The organism is Sorangium sp. So ce1153, from assembly GCF_051521595.1.
Classification (GTDB): Bacteria; Myxococcota_A; Polyangia; order Polyangiales; family Polyangiaceae; genus Sorangium.
In genome coordinates this window covers 2,653,974-2,670,582 of record NZ_CP150361.1, presented here as the reverse complement: position 1 = coordinate 2,670,582, position 16,609 = coordinate 2,653,974, and the positions used below count along the sequence as shown (strand labels likewise).

Genomic DNA, 16,609 nt, shown 5'->3' with positions numbered 1-16,609 from the left:
GCGCCGTGATCGCGGGGGCCGGAGGCGGCCCACTGTGGCGCAAGCCAGCGGCGGTGCGTGCGCCGCGGGCGCGCATGGTAGACTGCGCCCGCCATGTGGAGAGACCGAGAGGCAGCCCTCGAGGAGGCGCGGCGCCCGTGATCGTCATCGTGATGGGCGTGAGCGGCGCCGGCAAGACGACGGTGGGGGTGCAGCTCGCGCGCGCGCTCGGGTGGGCGTTCGTCGACGCCGACGACCTGCACCCCGCCGCGAACATCGAGAAGATGCGCGCCGGCAAGCCGCTCGACGAGCAGGACCGGGCGCCGTGGATCGCCGCGCTCGTGGCGCGCATCCGCCAGCTCCTCGACGAGGGCCGCGGCGCCGTGATCGCCTGCTCGGCGCTCAAGGCGGCCCACCGCGCGCAGCTGCTCGTCGACCCCGCGCAGATGCGCCTCGTGCACCTGACCGGCGATCCCGCGCTGATCGCCGCGCGGCTCGCGACGCGGGCGCACCACTTCATGCCCCCCGGCCTCCTGCCGACGCAGCTCGCCGCGCTGGAGCCGCCCGAGGACGCCCTCCGCGTCGACGTGGGCGGGACCCCGGAGGAGATCGCCGCCACCGTCCGCCGCGCGCTCGGCCTGTGAGCCGGGCCCGCCCCGCGCGCCGGCGCCGCGCCGGATCGATCGGCGTGGCGCCGTAGGGGCGAGGCGCCGCGGGACGCCGCCGGACGCCGGAACGCCCGGGCGCCCGGGCGCGGTCAGTCCGACGCCGCCAGGCGGGTCACGAACAGCGCGCCCTGCTCGCTGGAGAAATGACCGCTGCCGAGCGCGATCGTGCCGCGGAACGACCCGGCCAGCACCGGCTGCGCCAGCGGGTCCACCTCCAGCCCGGCGACCTGGGCGTCCGCGCCGATGCGCTGCGTCCACCGCGCCTCTCCGCCCTCGGTCAGCCCGGCCGCCCACGCGCTGCACGACGCCGGATCGTCCGCCTCGCACAGCGAGTCGCCGGCCAGCACCACGGTGTCCTCGCTCGCCGCGACCCGGCGGGGGTTCTGCGCGTCGAAGCGCTTCACCCAGATCACGTCGCCGCCGTCGTCGAGCTTGGCGACGAACGGCCGCGGGCCGCCCGGCAGCGCGGGATCGCCGAAGACGCCGCTGCCGGAGAGCAGCGCCGCGCCGTCCGGATCCACGGCGATGTCGAACGCCATCTCGAGCTGATCCGAGGAGCCGCGGAACCGATGGTGCCACTCGACCTCTCCGTCCTCGTCCAGCTTGGTCACGGACGTGGCCGTGCCCCGCGCGTCCTGGCTCGCGAGGATCGCGTCGCCGTCCTCGTCGACCTCGATGCCGATCTCCTCGCTGTCAGCGCCGCTCGGCGGATAGCTGACCCACGCGAAGCGGCCCGAGGCGTCGAGCCGGACGACGAAGGCGCCGATCGACCGCCGCTCGATCCGCACGCCGGCGACCGTCGCGGCCCCCTCGAGCCTGCCGAGCACGAGCGCGCCGCCGTCTCTGTCCGCGGCGAGCGCGGTGCCGCTCAGGATCGCGTCCTCCTCGGGGGTGATCTGCGCTGCCCAGCGGGTGGCGCCCTCCGGGCCGAGCTTCGCGAGGAACAGGTCGGCGCCCCACGGCGACGCGGCCGTGAGCCGGCGCGCCCCGAGGTCGAGCGTACCGGAGAAGTCGCCGAGCACGAGCGTGTTGCCCCCGCTGCCCGCGGCGACGTCGATCGCGCCCTGGGCCGCGGCGTCGCCGAACCGCTTGCTCCAGATCAGATCGCCGCACGCGTCGAGCTTCGCGACGAAGGCGTCCGACGCGCCCGCGCTCACCAGCCGGGTGCCGCCGAAGGTCATCTCCCCCTCGAAGGAGCCGGCGAGCAGCGCGCGGCCCGTCTTGTCGAGCGTGAAGCCGCGCAGGGTCGCGCCGGCGCCAGGGAACTGCCGGCTGAACGGACGCCGCCGGCACCCCAGCTCGTACCGCTCGCCCCCGCCGGGCTCGCCCGCGGCGGACGCGCCCCCGCCGGGCTCGCCCGCGGCGGACGCGCCCCCGCCGGGCTCGCCCGCGGCGGACGCGCCCCCGCCCGGTCCGACCGCGGCGTCCTGACACACCCCCGCAGCGTCCGCTGCCCCCGTCCCGCACATCTCGGAAGGGGCTCTGTGCTCCGTGTTCGCCCCCACCGCCTCGACGCCGTCGCGCCCCGGCTCGCCCTGCAGCACGCCATCCGCGGGCCCGGAAGCACAACCAGCTCCCCAGCCAAGGACCCCGCAGAGCGCGCTGAACACCCCCAAGACAGACCGCATACCGCACTTCTCCTCTCCCGCGTCCGCGCGGGCAGGATGGAAACATTGCAGGATGTGGACCATGCACCGTCCCTCTCAAAGTTCTCCCCGTTACGCGCAATCCGGTTTTTCTCGATGCGTGCGAACTCATCTGGGAGAGGAGGGCGCGATCGGTTACAACCGCCTCATGCCCTCTTCACGCCGCCAATTCCTCTCGATCACCGCCGCGGCGGGCTCGATGGCTGCGCTCGGCTGCTCACCGGCGCCAAGGCTCAGCTCGCCCGCTCCAGCGCGCGGAGCGGGGAGCGGTCCGGCGCCCGCGCCCGGTCCTGTCGAGCCGCCCGCGAAGCAGCCGCCCGGGAAGTCCGGTGAGGGCAAAAAGACGCTCCTCGTCCTCGGTGGAACAGGCTTCCTCGGGCCCGCGGTGGTCGAGGCGGCGAAGGCGCGCGGCTACACCATCACCCTCTTCAACCGTGGCAAGACGCGGCCTCACCTCTTCCCTGATGTCGAGAAGCTGCACGGGGACCGGGATCCGGCCAAGGGCGACGGGCTCAAGGCCCTCGCCGGCCGCGCGTGGGACGCCGTCATCGACAACTCCGGCTATGTGCCGCGCGTCGTCAAGGCGTCGGCGGAGCTGCTCGCCCCCAGCGTGCGACAGTACGTCTTCATCTCGAGCCTGTCCGCGTACGCGAGCCACACGACCCCTGGCGCCGACGAGACGGCGCCTGTCGCGACGATGCCGGATCCAACCGTCGAGACAATGGGGAAGGACTTCGAGAACTACGGCCCGCTCAAGGCGCTCTGCGAGCAGGCCGCCGAGGTCGCCATGCCCGGCCGGGTCACGCAGGTTCGCCCCGGCTTCATCGTGGGTCCCGAGGACCCGACCGATCGATTCACGTACTGGCCTGTCCGCGTCGCCAGGGGCGGAGAGGTGCTCGCCCCGGGCACGCCGCTCGACCCGATCCAGATCATCGATGTTCGCGATCTGGCCGAGTGGCTCGTCACCCTCGTGGACACCCGGACGACAGGCGTCTTCAACGCCGCCGGGCCCGGCGAGCCGCTCACGATGGGCGGGCTGCTCGACGCATGCAAGGCCGCCTCGGGCGCAGACGCGCGCTTCACCTGGGTCAGCGCGAAGTTCCTCGAGAAGCCGCCCGGCGAGCCGGTCGACCTGCCGATCTGGGCGCCCGCAGAGGGCGAGACCAGGGCCTTTCACCTGCGCAGCGCCGAGCGCGCGCGCAAGGCAGGGCTCAAGTTCCGCCCCGTGCCGGAAACGGTGAAGGACACGCTGGCGTGGTGGAAAACACTGCCGCCCGAGCGGAATGCCAAGCCGCGGGCGGGGCTCTCGCCGGAGCGCGAGGCCGAGCTCCTCAAGGCCTGGCGAGCGCAGCAAAGGAAGACCGGGGCACTGCCACCGTAGCGCACCCCTGCCCACTTATTGTAGGATGCGGATGCACGACTCCGGCGGACGTCGCGCCGCTGGAGGAGCCCGCTGCCGCGGGCAACGCCCCTCCATGGTCCCCTACCCATCCACGATCACGAAGGAGCTCCCTGCGAGCCACGGGGCCATCGCGCGGACGCTCACGCCGCCTCCAGGCTCTCTGCAGGCGCCCCCGCGATCGCGCCGGAGATCGTGATGAAGCTCCTTTGCAAGCCAGCTGACGAGCGCTATCCAGGCGCGCAGGCGCTGAAGGTCGATGTCGACGCGTACCTGCGGCGCTGGGACGCGCGCGCGGGCACCGCCTCGTGGGACCTCGGCGCCCTCGCGGAGGCGCAGCTCCTCGACGACGGCGCCTCGAACGCGCAGCGCCCGCTCGACCGGCTGTCGCCTGCCGCGCGGCGGGCCGTGGCGCTCGGCGCCTGCATCGGCCACGAGCTCGACGCGGCCACGCTCTCGCAGCTCGCAGAGCAACCGCAGGCGGAGGTGACCGCGCTCCTCCGCGAGGCGGAGAGCGCCGGCATCCTCGCGCCGCAGCGCACCGACGATGCGCCCCAGCCCCTCGACGATGACGCGCTGCGGCTGCGCTTCCTGCACGACGGCGTGCACCAGGCCGCCTACGCCGCCCTTCCGGACGCGGAGCGGTGCGCGGTCCACCTGCGCCTCGGGCGCATGGCCGAGGCGCGCTCGCACCGCCAGCGCTCGGACGAGGCGCTCTTCGAGGCCACGCAGCACCTGAACCTCGGCGCGCCCCTGATCGTCGAGCCGCGCGAGCGCGCGGAGCTCGCCGCGATGAACCTCACGGCCGGCCTCAAGGCGAAGGAGCGAGGCGCGCCCCCCGCGGCGGCCGGCTTCTTCGAGGCCGGGATCTCGGCGCTGCCGGACGGGTGCTTCAGGCAGGACCACGAGCTCGCCTTCTCGCTGCACGCGGAGGCCGCCGAGTGCGCGTACCTCGGCGGTCAGCTCGAGCGCGCGGAGTCGCTGCTCGACGTGCTCGCGGCCGAGGCGCGCTCGGACCTGGAGCGCGCCCGGGCGCACGAGCTGCGCATCGCCGTGTGCACCACGCAGGGCCGGCTCGACCAGGCGCTGGCGCTCGGGAAGACGGCGCTCGCGATGCTCGGCGTCTATCTCCCCGAGGAGGGGCCGGCGCGGAAGGCGGCCGCGGACGCCGAGCTCGCGGCCGCGCGCGCCGCGCTCGGCACGCGCCGGCTCAAGGACCTGCTCGACGAGCCCGAGACGTCGGACGCCCGGACGCGCGCGGCGCTCCGGCTCCTCATGTCGCTGACGCTGCCCGCCGCGTCCGTGAGCCCGCCGCTCTGCACGTTCATCGCGGCCAGGCAGGTCAACCTGTCGCTGGAGCACGGGCACGGCGGCGCCTCCCCGTACGGCTACATGGCGTACGCCTGGGTCGCCGCGCGGACGTTCCGCCGCTACGACGAGGCCTACGAGCTCGGCGAGCTCGCGCTCGAGCTGAACGAGCGGTCCGGCCAGCACGAGCTCTCGTGCCGCCTCCGCCTCCTGCTCGGGGCGCACATCAGCGTCTTCACCAAGCACCTCCTCTCGAGCCTCGATCTCTTCAAGGAGGCCCAGGAGGCCGGGCTCCGGACGGGCGATCTCACCTACCTGGCGCAGGCGTGCGTCCACACGGCCCTGGTTCGCTTCGGGCTCGGCGACGAGTGCGAGGCGGTGCGGACCGAGGTCGACGGGTTCCTGTCGCTGGCGCGGCGCGCGCGGGAGGAGCTCGCCGTGGCGACGCTGACCAGCGTGCGCCGCGCGCTCGACGAGCTGATGAGCCCGGCGCGCGGCGGCGCGACGCTCGCGCCGGAGAGCGGCGCCGTCCACGGCGGGCTCGATGAAGAGAGGCTCGCGGCGCCGAGCTACAGCGCCGTCGCGTTCATCCACCATGCGCTGAAGCAGCAGCTCTGCTACCTGCACGAGGACTACGAGGGGGCGCTGCGGATGGGGTCGCTCGCCGAGGCGAAGATGCAGGGCGGGGTCGGCGATCACCTCGCGACCGAGGTCTTCTTCTACGGTTGCCTCGCGCAGCTCTCGCCGGCGCTGTCGCGCGGCCGGCAGCTGAGCGCGGCCTCGCTGCCCAGCTACCGCGACCGGCTCGCGGAGTGGGCCGAGCAGTGCCCGGACAACTACCGTCACAAGCACCTCCTCGTCCGCGCCGAGTCGGCGCGCGCCGCTGGCGAGGAGCTCGCCGCGATGAAGCTCTACGATCAGGCGATCGAGGTGGCGAAGGTGAACGGGTTCGTCCGGGACGAGGCGCTCGCCAGCGAGCTCTGCGCGAAGTTCCACCTGGCGAGCGGGAGGGAGCGGATCGCGCACGTCTACATGACGGACGCCCACGAGGGCTACGCGCGGTGGGGTGCCACGGCCAAGGTGCGACAGCTGTCGCGAAAGTACCCACACCTCGTGGCGCGCGTGGCGCTCCTCGGCCAGCAGAGCCGGCCGCCGGAGGCCTCGGCGCCGGCGAGCGTGGAGCGCTCCGGGTCGCTCGATGCGATGGCCGTGCTCCGCGCGTCGCGGGCGATCTGCGGGGAGCTCGTCCTCGAGCGGCTCTTCGAGCGGCTCCTCCGGGTCCTGCTGGAGAGCACGGGGGCGCGGCGCGCGGTGCTGCTCCTCGAGCGCGACGGCGCCCTGACCGTCGAGGCGGAGCGCACGATCGACCCCGAGGCGATCCGCATCGGGCCGGCGACGCCGCTCGACGCGGCGGCGGATGTCGCCGTGAGCGTCGTCCAGCACGTCGCGCAGACGCAGCAGCCGGTCGTCCTCGCCGGCGCCGCCGCGGACGATCGCTTCGCGGACGACCCCTACGTGGTCGAGGCGAACGGGCGCTCGCTCCTGTGCGTCGCCATGACGAACCAGGGTCGCCTGGCGGGCGTGCTCTACATGGAGGGCGACGCGGTCGCCGGCGCCTTCCGCGCCGGTCAGGTCGAGCTCTGCGGCCTCCTCGCCTCCCAGGCGGCGGTCGCCGTGCACAACGCGCTGCGCTACCGCGAGGCGCAAGAGACCTCGGGCGAGCTCCGGCGCTCCAACGAGGCGCTCGAGGCAGAGGTCGTCAGGCTCAACGAGGAGCTGCGCCGGGCGAGGGGCGAGACGCCGAGCACCTAGAGCAACAAACGAGTTGAAACCACGAGAAAAAGCAGAAATTTCACAGGGAGGCGGGGAGGCGGGGAGCGAGAGACGGCAGGAGAAAGAACTTCATTTTTTTCTTCCTCCCCGCCTCCCCGCCTCCCTGTGAAATTTCTCCGGGTCTCAACGTGATCGATGTTCTAGCGCGCTTCGAGGGGAAGAAGCTGAAGCGCCACGCGGCTGCGCGGCTCAGGGCGCCTGGGGCGGCGGTTCCGCGAAAGAGAGAGAATTGAACCGCCAAGGACGCCAAGAGAGAAGAGCTCGAAAGAGAGCTCTGCGTCATCTTGGTGGTTCCGGTAGGTTCGGTGGATTGATCCGAACCATGCCGAACGCGCTGGAGCACCGCGCTGGAGCGATACGAAGCGGGCGCGCTGCAATGCGAAGAGAGCGTATCGAAATGCGAAATGGGCGCGCCACTGCGCGAAAGCGGCGTGGCAGCGAAGCACAGCGCAACAGCGCAACAGCGCAACAGCGCACACGTCACCTGACGTATTGTCCGTCCTGACCGATTCGAGCCGGCGGCGACGGATAACGAGCTGAGTTGAACGAGCTCGGGACCTCACGGGAAGGAGGGGAGGCGCGACAGCATCTCCCGTCTCCCCCCTCCCTTGATCCCTCACGAGCTCAGGAAAGCGCCCTTCCCCCGCCACCCGTACTGCGGGTCTGGAGAGGCCTCTGACAGGGCCTCTAACAGGGGAAGAGCACTAACGACGAGCTCGTCTCAGGCGCCGCCCGCGCCGCCGGCGCCGCCACCAGCGCCGCCCTCACCGCCGCCAGCGCCGCCCTCACCGCCGCCAGCGCCGCCCTCACCGCCGCCAGCGCCGCCCTCACCGCCGCCAGCGCCGCCCTCGCCACCGCCAGCGCCGCCATCACCGCCGGTGCCGGTGCCGGTGCCGGACGCCGAGCTGGTCGTGCTGCTGGTGGTGGTGGTGGAGGTCGTGTCCTCACCATCATCGCCGCATCCGGCGCCGATCATCATGACGGTCGCGCCAAGCAGCAGCGCGCTTGCAAAGATGCTCTTAGAAGCGTTCATGTATCGTTCTCTCCGTTGGGTTGTTCCCCCCCCAAAGAATGGCTCGGTACAGCCCCGCACCGACCACTGCCCCACAGCCCGGCGGTTCACTCCACGCCGACAGCTGCGTAAAAATGTGCGCTCGCGAGCCACACGAGCGCGCCATGCGCAGTGGTTCGGTTACAGTATCGTGGTGATTCCGTTATTGTGGATGATAGGCCACCATACTGGATTACGCAAGCTTTTTGTCTCACTGCATCATCGTTGCATGTGGGTGGTCCACCGCGAGCGACCGCTGGTCAAGCACATTCGCCGACGCCACGGGATGCGCGTGGACGCGAGAAACGACGGTGCTTGACAGGGCATCCGTTATAACGGATAAACCTCCAGAGGTGAAGCCCCATGAACCAGAGCATTGCTCGCGTGATCGATCTGGAGGAGTACCGCCGCCGCCGCGCGCTGCGCGACCAGAGCCGCGCTGTTCCGCGGATGAGCGTCGTCTGGCTCCCGATCTGGGGTTGGATCCCGGTCTGGTCATGAGGGCACGTTGCTGACCGGTGGAGACCAGGTGCAAGTCCCAGGCCTGAGGCTCGCCTGGCGCGAGTCCCCGGCGCTGCGCTCGCCTTCGCGCGGATGAGGCCGCGGGGAGCTATGAACCCAGGCGCCGGCGCCTGACAACGCTGTCATGCTCGCTCACCAGCAGCGATGAGGCGGGCACGGGGCCGCTGAGCCGATGCGCCGCGGACGACGCGGACGACGGAGACGACGGAGACGACGGAGACGACGGAGACACGTCGCGGAGGGCGGAGAGCCCATTGCGCCCCTCGTCCAGGAGCGCCCTTATCCCTCCTCGCGCGCGCGAGGGCGCCCGGGAGAAACTCGATATTGGTGGCGACCGAGCGCGACCGAGCGCGGCCGATCGCGACCGATCGCGGTCGGGCTCGCTCAGGCGGGATGAGCGCGCGAGACGGCGCGCCAGCGCGCTCCAGGAAAAGGAAAACAACGCTCCTTCACCCGACGGCCCTCCGTTCGCCCCCCGGGCACCAGCGGGGTCGAGCGCCCGTGAGCCCTCCTCTCCCGCCGGCTCTCGCCTCGGCCGTCACGGGTTGATCTCCTCGCTCGAGCCTCGATCACGGGCGCTGGAGAGCTCGCCGGCGCGCGCCCTCGCCGCGAGGCTCGCCACGGCGGCCACGAGCGCGGCGGGCTCGATCGGCTTCGTGGCGTGCATGTGGAAGCCGGCCTCGAGCGCGCGCCTCTGGTCCTCCTTGCGGGCGTAGGCGGTCAGCGCGAGCGCGGGCAGATCGCCGCCGGCGTGCGGCGGGCGCTGCCGGATGGTGCGGATGAGCTCGTACCCGTCCTCGCCCGGCATGGCGATGTCGCTCACGAGCACGTGCGGTCGAGCCGCGACGAACGCCGCGAGCGCCTCGCTGGCCGACGCCACGGCGGTCACCTCGGCCCGATGCTGCGACAGCACCTCCTGGAGGAGCTCCCTCGCGTCCGCGTCATCCTCGACGAGCAGGACGTGGAGCCCGCCGAGATCGGACGTGGCCTCGGAGGCGGCCAGCGCGCGCGAGCGCGCCTCCCTCAGCGGCGAGGCCAGCTGGCTGCGCTCGGCCCCGAGCAGCGGGAGCCGGACCACGAACGTCGACCCCTTCTGCAGCCCCTGGCTCTCCGCCATGACCGAGCCGCCGTGGGCCTCGACGATGTGGCGCACGAGCGACAGCCCGATGCCGAGGCCCGCGTGCGACCTGCGGCTCGTGCTGTCCGCCTGGCGGAAGCGCTCGAAGACGAAGGGCAGGAAATCCGGCGCGATCCCCTCGCCCGTGTCGCGCACCGTGAGCTCCGCGTGGGCGCCGGCGCGACGGAGGGAGACGAGGATGTGGTCCCCGGGGCGCGTGAACTTGAGCGCGTTGGACATGAGGTTCGAGACGACCTGCTGCAGGCGGTCCGCGTCGCCGTTCACCTCGAGCGCGGGGTCGAGCGAGACGTCGATCGTGAGCCGCTTCGCCTCAGCCGCCGGGCGGATCGCGTCGATGGCGACCTCCACGACGGACGCGAGCGACATCGGCGCCGCGCTGATGCGCAGCTTGCCCGTCGCCACCCGGGAGACGTCGAGCAGATCCTCGATGAGCTTCGTCTGCGCGGCCACGTTGCGCTCGATGACCTCGAGGCCGTGGGACACGCGCTGCTCGTCGAACGGCTCGCTGCGCAGCAGGTGTGTCCAGCCGAGGATCGCGTTGAGCGGGCTGCGCAGCTCGTGGGAGAGCGTGGCGAGGAACTCGTCCTTCATGCGGTTCGCCTCACGCGCCTCGGCGTGGACGCAGTTCTGGATGGCGATCGACGCGAGCTGCGCGAGCTGCACGAGGACGGTCTCGTCGTCGTCCGAGAACTCGCCGTCGTGCCGGTCCGAGAGCTGGATGCACCCGATGTTCTGGCCGTCCGCGGCCGTGAGGGGCACGGCGAGGTACCCGCGCGGCGCCGGCATGTTCCCGCAGTCGTCCAGCCACTCCGGGTGCTGCGAGAGCTCTCGCTGCGTCATCCGGAGCGGCCGGTTCCTGCCGCACACGAACGCGGACAGCCGGCCGGCGATGGGAGGAGGCGACTCCTGCTGGAACGTGGCGTACCGCTCCGAGAGCGACACGGCGGTCCGCGCCCGCTCGCCCGGCTGCTTCTCGATCTTCACGACCGTCATGGCCTGGTGGGCGCCGGTGACGTCGCGCGCCGCCTCCGTGATCGCGGCGACCATGGCGTCGAGCGACAGGGCCGAGTTGATCGTGAGCGCGGCGCGGTTGAGCCGCTGGAGCTGCTCCGCGTGCGCGCGCAGCGACTCCGCCTGGAGCCGGATCTGCTGCGTCTTCTTGAAGAGATCGACGAAGACAGACACCTTGGTGCGGAGGACCTCGGGGGCGAACGGGGTCATGATGTAGTCCACGGCTCCGAGCGAATAGCTGCGCTCGACATAGACGCGATCGGTGTGCGCCGTCAGGAAGATGATCGGCGTGTGCCGCGTGCTCCTCCGCTGGCGGACGAGCGTCGCGGTCTCGAAGCCATCTATCTCCGGCATGTTGATGTCGAGGAGGATGACCGCGAACTCGCCCTGAAGGAGGTGGCGGAGCGCCTCCCTGCCGGACGCCGCCTTGACGATGTTCTCGCCGAGGGGCGCGAGGACAGCCTCCAGGGAGAGGAGCTGCTCGGGCCTGTCGTCAACGACCAGGATGTTGACCCTGCCTGCTTCTGCCCTCATCCCGCTCTCCTTGCCCCCTGCCGCGACGTCAGCGCCGTCGCCAGCCTCGCAGCATCATCAGGAAGTCTTCTCTGTCCACCGCTTTCGGGCGTGCCCGACGCGCCGGCGTCAAGGCTCCGCCCGAGGAGATTCGGGGAGCCAATGTCGCCTCATGGGCGACACGCGCGATCGCGGCGCGCGCGCCCCGCGAGGGCGGCGAGCGGGGCTCCGGCGCGCGCGCGGCGACACCCCGCTGGAGGGGGCCGGGCGAACAGGCGGCCCCTCCACGGCCCTGCTGCCCCCACTCCTGGAAAGCTCGGACCCCTCGGCGAGGCCGCTCCGCTGATCCATTCCAGCCCTCCCTGAACCGCACTGACGAGCCTGTATCGTATCGAGGCGCTATCGTACCTGCGACCCAGGGCTCACCTGCAGTGCCAATGAGGGGGCTCCTGATGCTGCTGCATGATCCCCGCACAGGAACCCTACACCGAAGGGCGTCCGCGTGGAAAGAGGAATTCTACACCTCACCGGGTGAGCGATGATTCCCGGAGAGGCCGTGAGGAAGATCGCGAATCAGAGAGACCACAAAACCAACACGACAAGGCGCAGAGTTCGAGGGGGCTCCGCTGACACCCTTTGTGTCGCTCGTGTTTCGGCGGTGCGGAGTTTCTCTCTGACGCCGCGCGCCGCGCCCCGCGCGCCGACGCTAGGGGGACGAGCGGCGCTCCTGCAGGGAGCGCGAGTGCCGGAGGATCACCTCGAAGACCTCGGCGACGCCGTCGGGGTCGAGGCCGAGCTCGGCGGCGCAGCGGCGGCGCGACTCCATGAGCCGCGCCTCGCGCACGGGATCCCGGACCGCGGCGCCGATCGTGGCCTTGGCGCGCGCGGCGCGCTGGACGAGCTCGGAGCGCCGCGCGAGCAGGCCGACGAGCTCCAGGTCGAGGTCGTCGATGAGCTCCCGCGTCTCGCGGAGCTCGGGGGAGAGCGAGCCGAGGTCGGGGATCGCGAGCGCGGCGATGTCCTCGGGCGCGGCGTCCTTGGTCGGGACGTCGAGGGTGCGGTCGATGGAGACGAGCGCGTCGATGAGCCGGCGGCGCGCCTCGCCCGCGAAGGGGTTCTCGCGGTGCAGCGCCGCGAACAGGTGCCCCGCGTCGACGCGCACCGTCTCGATCGTGTGCGCGATGCCCTGGAACGAGGGCGGCGCGTAAGGCGCGCCGGCCGGCACGCCCGCGTCCAGCATGCCCTTGGCGATGAAGAACGCGAGCGCGTGCGTGAAGGCCATCACCCGGTCGTGCTCCTCCGGGGCCTGCTCCAGCACCTGGCAGCCGATCCGCTCGAACAGCGCGACGACGCGGCGCGCCGCGTCCGGGTGCGCCGGGTTCGGGCACACGACGGCGCGCAGCGGGCGCTCGCCGCGGGCGAGGCTCGCCGGACCGAACAGCGGGTGCGTGGCCACCCACGGGTGCTGCGCGCCGAGCAGCTCGGCCATGGCCCGCGCGGGCACGGTCTTCACGCTGCCCACGTCAGCGACCACCTGCCCCGGCGCGAGGTGCGGCCGCAGCGATCCGAGCGCCTCGCGCATCGCCGGCACCGGGACGGCGACGAGCACGAGGTCCGCGCCCGCCACGAGCTCCGGGAGCGAGGCGGCCCGCGCGGCGCCGTGGATCTCGGCGCCTGGGTCATACGCGCGCACCGCGATCCCCGCGTCGCGCAGCAGCGACCCGAGCGCCGCGCCGAAGCGGCCATAGCCGAGGAAAGCGACCTTGCCGATGCGCGCGGGCGGAGCGGGAGCGCCCCCATCGTGTGGGAGGGAATGCGGCATGCGGCCGATACTACGACAGCCGCTCTGCGCCGACGCGACGTTTTCTCGGCGCGGCCGGCACGGCTGCCAGGGAGTCCGCGCCCGCGGGCGGCGCGACCGCTCTCCGGCCTCTCCGTACCGCGGCGCGGCCCGCGGCGCTGCTCGCGGCGACAGCGGCCCTCAGCGAGGAGCGGTCTGCGTCGACGCGGCGGCCTCCGGGCGCGCCGCTGGCCGGTCGCCGCGGGCCCCGGAGCGCGCCGCGGCCGCGCCGACGATCGCGAGGAGCGACGCGAGGGCCGCGATCAGCGCGACGCGCGCCGCGTTGTTCCCCCGGCCCGGCGCGGCCTGCTGGGAAGGCGGCGAGGGTGCCGGCGTCCGCGGCGCGGCGCCCTGCTGCGACAGGCCGCCCCGCAGCAGGCGGCGCAGCGCCGGGCGCGGCCTCGCGTTGAGCCCGAGCCCGATCGTCGGGAGAGAGGCGCGGGGGCGCGGCGGGAGCGTCGCGCCGAGGATCCGCGTGGCGCGCTCCGCGTGCCCCTCGCTGGCCGCGGATGCGTACGGGGCGAGCGCGAGCGCCAGCTCGGCGACGCTCGCCGGCCGCCGCGCCGGGTCCTTCTCGAGGCAGCCGAGCAGCGCGCGCTCGACGGCGGGCGGCATGTCGGACCGGAGCGCGCTCGGCAGCGGCGGCTCCGCGCCCGCGACGCGCGGCGCGAGGTCGGCCAGCGTGCTCGCCTCGAAAGGCGGCTGCCCCGTCAGGAGCCGGTAGAGGACCGCGCCGAGCGCCCAGATGTCGCCGCGGACGTCGACGAGGCGCGACGGCTGCAGCTGCTCCGGCGCCCTGTAGAGCGGAGCGCCCGGCGCCTCGTCGGGCTGCGCCGGCGAGGCACCGTCGCCCTCGCTCGGGCCGGGCGGCTCGCTGAAGAGGCCGAGATCGAGCACCTTGACGAGCGTCGCGCCGTCGGGGGTCGTGGTGAGGAACAGGCTCGCCGGCGTGAGGTCGCCGTGCACGATGCCGGCGGCGTGGGCCTCGGCCAGCGCCACGCAGGCCTGCAGCACGTAATCGATGGCCTCCGAGAGCTCGAGCTGGCCGCGCTCGCGGAGCAGCTCCGCGAGGTCTCGCCCGTCGAGGAGCTCCGTGACGGCGTACGGGACGCCCGAGTCGAGCTGGCCGACGTCGAGCACCCGCGCGATGTGCTCGCCCTTGAGCCGCGACGCCGCGCGCGCGTCCCGGAGGAACCGCTCGACGCGCGCCGGGCTGCGGTCGCCGAGCAGCAGCTTGACCGCGACCCGCTGCGGAGGGGCGAGGTGGCTGGCGTCGACCACCATCCCCGTCCCGCCGCTGCCAAGGATGCGGTCGACCCGGTACTTCCCAGCGATCACGTCCCCCGCGACGACAGGTGCGTTCATCAAAGCTCCCCGCAGCGCGCACCGGCTCAGGGGTAGCCGCCCACCCCCCCCGGACGTGCGTGGGTACATCCTAACATCTTCGCTCGATCGATTGGCGATCCTCGCGCGCCGCCGCGAGACGCCGAGCCGCTCAAGCCCGCTCGCGCAAGCGAGGCCGACAGCGGCCGGGAGCGCGCCGCATTGCCGTCAGGGCGCGCCGGTTCTCGTCGGTCTGTCGCCTCGTCACCCTGCCTGCTCCGATGCGGTCTCCTGTCTGCTCCGATGCGGTCATGTCTGCGGGGCGGGAGGGACCTTTGCGCTGAACGCCCGTAGGAAAGCGTCGAGGTGCGTGGCGGCGAACGCGTCGAGGTCGAGCGGCCTGCACACGCGCCCGCCCAGCGGCCCCTGATGGAGCAGCGCGAGCAGGAGCGGGCCCAGCAGCGCGAGCGCCGCGTGCCGCAGGTCGCAGGGCGCGAGCTCGCCGTCCGCGACGTGCCGCGCGAGGCGCGCCTCGGCGGCCTTGAGCGTCGGCTCGAGCAACTCGTTCACGTACGCGGGGCCGAGGACCGCGTCGCCGAGCCCCGCGGCCAGGCCGAGCGCGTGAAGCCGGCTCAGCGGCCCGCGGCGGAAGCCCTCGATGACCTGCGCGAGCAGCCACCCGAGCGAGCGCGGCAGCGGCTCGAGCGGCCCGGTGGCGACCTCGACGAGGTAGCGCAGCCCGTCGCCGTGCGCGCGCGCGAGCGCCGCCGCCACGACCCCCTCGCGGCCACCGAAGTAGTGGCGCATCGTCGCGACGCTCACCCCGGCCGCCGCCGCGAGCTCGCGCAGGCTCGCCCCGGCGCCGCCGGGCTCCATCAGCCGCGCGAGCGCGGCGCGCGCGAGCTGCTCCCGCGTGGCCTCGAAATCCGGGTTCCGGCTCCCGGCAGGTCGCCCCATGAGGGGAACATTCTACAGGACGATCTACGAATCGACTCGGGAAGAGCGTCCCTGAGCGCCGTTGCACGTCGCCTGGCTCGACTTCAGGCAGGCCGGCTTGACCTCGCCCGGATATAAAATATACTACTTGATATAATAAACATCGGGAGGTGGTCATGTTCGAGGGGTTCGCGCGGGTGTGGGCGCCGGTCGAGGTCGCCGGGCGGCTCGGGAGCAAGCCGCTGGCCGTCCGGGTCGCCGGGGAGGACGTGGTGCTGTTCCGCGGCGCCGGCGGCCGCCCGGCGGCGCTCCTCGACCGGTGCCCGCACCGGGGGGTGGCGCTCTCGCTGGGGCGCGTGGGGCAGGACGGGTGCATCGAGTGCCCGTTCCACGGCTGGCGCTTCGACGGCGCCGGGGCGTGCCGCGAGATCCCGCTCAACGACGTGCCGCCCGAGAAGCGGGCGCGCCACGCGGCGACGGCGCTCCCGGTCCGGGAGCTCGGGGGCCTGCTCTGGCTGTTCACCGGGCCGGACGCCGAGGGCGAGGGAGAGCCGCACGTCCCTGACGGGCTGATCGATCCACGGCTGTCGCGCACGGTCCACGCGGAGGACTGGAACACCCACTGGACGCGGGCGATGGAGAACATGCTCGACTTCCCTCACCTGCCCTTCGTCCACCGCCTGACGATCGGGCGCGACATGCGCCGCGCGCTCCGCCCCGGCTCGATGATGCACGTCGACACAGCGGATACGCCCTCCGGGATGCAGGTCCACGCCCGGCTCGACGGCCAGGAGCAGGGGGCCCGCCTCGAGTGGGTGCGCCCGAACGGCATGGTCCTCTGGATCAACATCCCCGGTCGAGATCTCCGGATGCACGTGTTCTGCACTCCCATCGACGCGGCCCGGACACGGATGCTGCTGATCGCGACGCGCGACTTCGGCCGCTACAACCCGCTGATGCGCCTCTCTGCCCTGTTCAACCGGCGCATCCTCCTGGAGGACCGCGCCGTGGTCGAGTCGTCCCGCCCCGCCGAGGTGCCCGAGGCCCACGAGGAGGTCAGCGTCGCGACGGACCGCGCGACGCTCGCCTTCCGCCGCTATTATCAACGGGAGCTCAGGGGCTCGCGCGCCGACAGGCCCCCGACAGGGCACCTGCAGGCCGACGGCGCGCCGCCGGCAGGCCGGCTGGACGGCGTGGTGCCCGCCGCGTCGCTCGCGAGGAAGAAGAAGGACGCTATCGACGTGGCGTGAGGCGACATGGCGGGAGGCGACATGGCGGGAGGCGACGTGGCGTGAGGCGACATGGCGGGAGGCAACGTGGCGTGAGGCGACGTGGCGTGAGGCAACGTGGCGTGAAGACGGCCGGGAGGACAGGAGACGCCGGGGGCGGCGGAGAGCACGAGCGCGCATACATGTTCCCCTGGGCGGGGACCATCTGCTCGG

Annotated in this window: 11 protein-coding genes; 5 read left to right on the top strand and 6 right to left on the bottom strand. The window is 72.9% G+C overall.

Features of this window, described 5'->3' with window-relative positions:
- The first annotated feature begins 137 nt into the window (after positions 1 to 137).
- Positions 138 to 623 carry a gluconokinase gene (locus WME85_RS09395; RefSeq protein WP_437837225.1) on the top strand — a complete coding sequence of 162 codons (486 nt, stop codon included), beginning with the start codon at positions 138 to 140 and terminating at the stop codon, positions 621 to 623.
- 113 nt (positions 624 to 736) lie between these two features.
- On the opposite strand, the gene WME85_RS09390 is transcribed toward WME85_RS09395, so the two are convergent.
- Entirely contained in the window at positions 737 to 2,275 is a 1,539-nt protein-coding gene (locus WME85_RS09390) for a hypothetical protein (protein ID WP_437837224.1), read from the bottom strand.
- 166 nt (positions 2,276 to 2,441) lie between these two features.
- Here WME85_RS09390 and WME85_RS09385 point away from each other — a divergent pair, with 166 nt between their 5' ends.
- Complete coding sequence (locus WME85_RS09385) at positions 2,442 to 3,674, top strand: epimerase (protein WP_437837222.1); 1,233 nt, start codon at positions 2,442 to 2,444, stop codon at positions 3,672 to 3,674.
- Positions 3,675 to 3,890: 216 nt separating this feature from the next.
- Positions 3,891 to 6,812 carry a GAF domain-containing protein gene (locus tag WME85_RS09380; RefSeq protein WP_437837220.1) on the top strand — a complete coding sequence of 974 codons (2,922 nt, stop codon included), beginning with the start codon at positions 3,891 to 3,893 and terminating at the stop codon, positions 6,810 to 6,812.
- Positions 6,813 to 7,554: 742 nt separating this feature from the next.
- Here WME85_RS09380 and WME85_RS09375 read toward each other — a convergent pair.
- On the bottom strand, positions 7,555 to 7,866 hold the full coding sequence (locus tag WME85_RS09375; protein WP_437837218.1) for a hypothetical protein: 312 nt from the start codon (positions 7,864 to 7,866) through the stop codon (positions 7,555 to 7,557).
- Between the two features lie 381 nt (positions 7,867 to 8,247).
- On the opposite strand from WME85_RS09375, the gene WME85_RS09370 reads away from it, so the two are divergent.
- Positions 8,248 to 8,385 carry a hypothetical protein gene (locus WME85_RS09370; RefSeq protein WP_437837216.1) on the top strand — a complete coding sequence of 46 codons (138 nt, stop codon included), beginning with the start codon at positions 8,248 to 8,250 and terminating at the stop codon, positions 8,383 to 8,385.
- 559 nt (positions 8,386 to 8,944) lie between these two features.
- Here WME85_RS09370 and WME85_RS09365 read toward each other — a convergent pair.
- The 4 genes from WME85_RS09365 to WME85_RS09350 form a co-directional block, all read right to left on the bottom strand.
- Entirely contained in the window at positions 8,945 to 11,089 is a 2,145-nt protein-coding gene (locus tag WME85_RS09365; protein ID WP_437837214.1) for a response regulator, read from the bottom strand.
- A gap of 685 nt (positions 11,090 to 11,774) precedes the next feature.
- Positions 11,775 to 12,890, bottom strand: coding sequence for a prephenate dehydrogenase/arogenate dehydrogenase family protein (locus WME85_RS09360; protein ID WP_437837212.1), 1,116 nt, complete (start codon positions 12,888 to 12,890; stop codon positions 11,775 to 11,777).
- A gap of 159 nt (positions 12,891 to 13,049) precedes the next feature.
- Complete coding sequence (locus tag WME85_RS09355) at positions 13,050 to 14,273, bottom strand: serine/threonine-protein kinase (RefSeq protein WP_437837210.1); 1,224 nt, start codon at positions 14,271 to 14,273, stop codon at positions 13,050 to 13,052.
- Between the two features lie 267 nt (positions 14,274 to 14,540).
- Positions 14,541 to 15,188 carry a TetR/AcrR family transcriptional regulator gene (locus WME85_RS09350; protein WP_437837208.1) on the bottom strand — a complete coding sequence of 216 codons (648 nt, stop codon included), beginning with the start codon at positions 15,186 to 15,188 and terminating at the stop codon, positions 14,541 to 14,543.
- Positions 15,189 to 15,343: 155 nt separating this feature from the next.
- Between WME85_RS09350 and WME85_RS09345 the strand changes: the two genes are divergently transcribed.
- On the top strand, positions 15,344 to 16,417 hold the full coding sequence (locus tag WME85_RS09345; protein WP_437837206.1) for a Rieske 2Fe-2S domain-containing protein: 1,074 nt from the start codon (positions 15,344 to 15,346) through the stop codon (positions 16,415 to 16,417).
- Positions 16,418 to 16,609: the final 192 nt, after the last annotated feature.